The following is a 2,174-nucleotide window of genomic DNA, read 5'->3' on the forward strand; positions in this document are numbered from 1 at the left end:
TGCTCGCCCTCAACCCGACCGACGCCGTGACCGCGGGCAGGAAGCCCACGGTCACGGCGTCGGTCGGGGTGTGGGCGAGCAGGTACAGGCGCATGGCGGATGTGCAACTTACGCGAGCGGGGGGGGGGGTTGAGGGGGCGGGTGGGGGTGCGGGTGCGGCGGGCGTGGGCGGTGGTGCGTTGTGGGCCGGGAGACAGCGGCGCGGGCTCGCGACGTGCGGCGGTGCGCGGCGCTCGTGACAGGGACGCGTGGGGTTCGGTGTCGGGCGGGCTGCGTGACGCAGGGCCAGGCGCCGCCCTGGCTGGTCCCGGCCCTGGTGGGCGGCGCGCCGCTCCATGCTCCGAGCTTCCCGCGGCGCGCCGCGAGGAGCGCTGAATGAACCAGTCCCGCGGTACCGCACCCGACCCCGCCGGGCGTCCCGGCCGACGGGCGACCGCCGGGCGCGAGGCCCTGGTACCGCCGCTCGCCCGCCGCTCCTTCGCCCCCGCCGCCGTACGACACGCACTGCTCCGCTGGCTCGTCCTCGCTCTCGCCGTGGTCGTCTGGCAGTTGGTTGCCCGAGCTCATGGCAGCGTCTACTTCCCGCCGCCCGCCGAGATCGCGGGTCACGCCCATGACCTGTGGTTCTCCGGCCCGGCCGGGCACCTCTTCCTCACCGAGGCCGCCGTCGCCGACATCCTGCCCAGCCTCGGCCGGATGGCCGCCGGGTTGGGGATCGCCGCCGTCGCCGGGATCGCGCTCGGCGTGGCGATCGGCCGCTCGCGACGCGTGTACGCCCTCTGCGACCCCGTCCTGCAGTTCGCCCGCGCCGTCCCACCGCCGGCGCTGGTCCCCGTCCTCGTCGTGATCCTGGACTTCGGTACGCCGATGCAGATCGCGTCGATCGTCTTCAGCGCCGTATGGCCGGTGCTGATCAACACGGCGGACGGGGCCGGCAACACCGATCCGCTGCGTCTGGAGGTCGCCGCGGTCCTGCGGCTCACTTCGGTCGAACGGCTCCGCTTCCTGATCCTCCCCTCCGCACTGCCCCGCATCTTCGCCGGCCTGCGCCTGAGCCTCTCCCTCTCCCTCATCCTCATGGTGTTCTCGGAACTGCTCCCCGGCACCGCCAACGGCATCGGCTTCACGCTCACCGACGCCCAGTCCCGTTCCGACCTGCTCACGGTCTGGGCGGCGCTGGTCCTGCTCGGCGCCCTCGGGTACCTCCTCAACACCGTTCTGCTGGCGGTCGAGAAGCGGCTCGTCGGCGTGGGGAGGACGACCACCGCATGACCAGTCCGCCCCCCACCACCTCCGCCCAGGGACACACATGCTCCGGCTAGAAGAGGTCGGCCAGCACTACGGCGACCACCAGGTACTGCACGACATCACGCTCACCGTGCCGGACGGCCAACTCCTGTGCGTCGTCGGCCCGTCCGGCTGTGGCAAGTCCACACTCCTGCGCACCATCGCAGGCCTGCTGCCGCTCCACGACGGCACGATCACGCTGGACGACACTCCCGTGCGCGGTGTCCCCGACAACCTGGCCGTGGTCTTCCAGGACTACGCCCGCTCCCTCTACCCCTGGCTCACCGTCCGCGACAACGTGGCGCTTCCCCTGCGCCGCCGAGGCCTGCCGAGAGCGGAACGCCGGTCCGAGGCCGACCGCATCCTGGCCCGCGTCGGCCTCACCGACACGGCCCGCCGCCACCCCTGGCAGCTCTCCGGCGGCATGCAGCAACGCGTGGCCATCGCCCGCGCCCTGGTCTGCCGCCCCTCTCTCCTCCTCATGGACGAACCCTTCGGCTCCCTGGACGCCCAGACCCGCGAGGACCTCGAAGACCTCCTTCTGGAGGTCCACCGCACAGACGGCACCACGATCGTCTTCGTCACCCACGACATCGACGAAAGCGTCTACCTTGGCGACCGCGTAGTCGTCCTCTCCCCGGGCCCCGGCGCCAAGATCGCCCTCGACCTACCCGTAGCCCTCCCCGCCACCCGGGACCAGATCACGACCCGGGGTTCGGCGGAGTTCGTGGCTCTGAGGTCGGAGGTGGGGAGGGCGGTGCGCAACAGATAGTGCGGCCCGGCCCAGGCATTTTCAGCCCGTCCGGCGTTTGAGGACGAGGCCGAAGGCCGATGGGGGTCCAGGGGGCGCAGCCCCCTGGCGGGGTCGAAGGGGCGGAGCCCCTTCA

At 72.4% G+C, this 2,174-nt stretch carries 2 protein-coding genes; both read left to right on the plus strand.

From position 1 onward, the window contains the following. Positions 1–375: 375 nt before the first annotated feature. The gene (locus tag L0P92_RS43990; protein ID WP_234768740.1) at positions 376–1,272 is read left to right on the plus strand and encodes an ABC transporter permease; all 897 of its coding nucleotides are present in this window, start codon (positions 376–378) and stop codon (positions 1,270–1,272) included. A gap of 37 nt (positions 1,273–1,309) precedes the next feature. Then, positions 1,310–2,059 (plus strand): ABC transporter ATP-binding protein, encoded by a 750-nt coding sequence (locus L0P92_RS43995; RefSeq protein WP_234768741.1) that lies wholly within the window; start codon positions 1,310–1,312, stop codon positions 2,057–2,059. Positions 2,060–2,174: the final 115 nt, after the last annotated feature.

The sequence above is a fragment of the Streptomyces muensis genome (genome assembly GCF_021474425.1).
Classification (GTDB): Bacteria; Actinomycetota; Actinomycetes; order Streptomycetales; family Streptomycetaceae; genus Streptomyces; species Streptomyces muensis.

Excerpts from the sequence above, each read along its gene's own strand:
- L0P92_RS43990 (WP_234768740.1), top strand. The coding sequence starts at position 376 with ATGAACCAGTCCCGCGGTACCGCACCCGACCCCGCCGGGCGTCCCGGC.
- L0P92_RS43995 (WP_234768741.1), top strand. The coding sequence starts at position 1,310 with ATGCTCCGGCTAGAAGAGGTCGGCCAGCACTACGGCGACCACCAGGTA.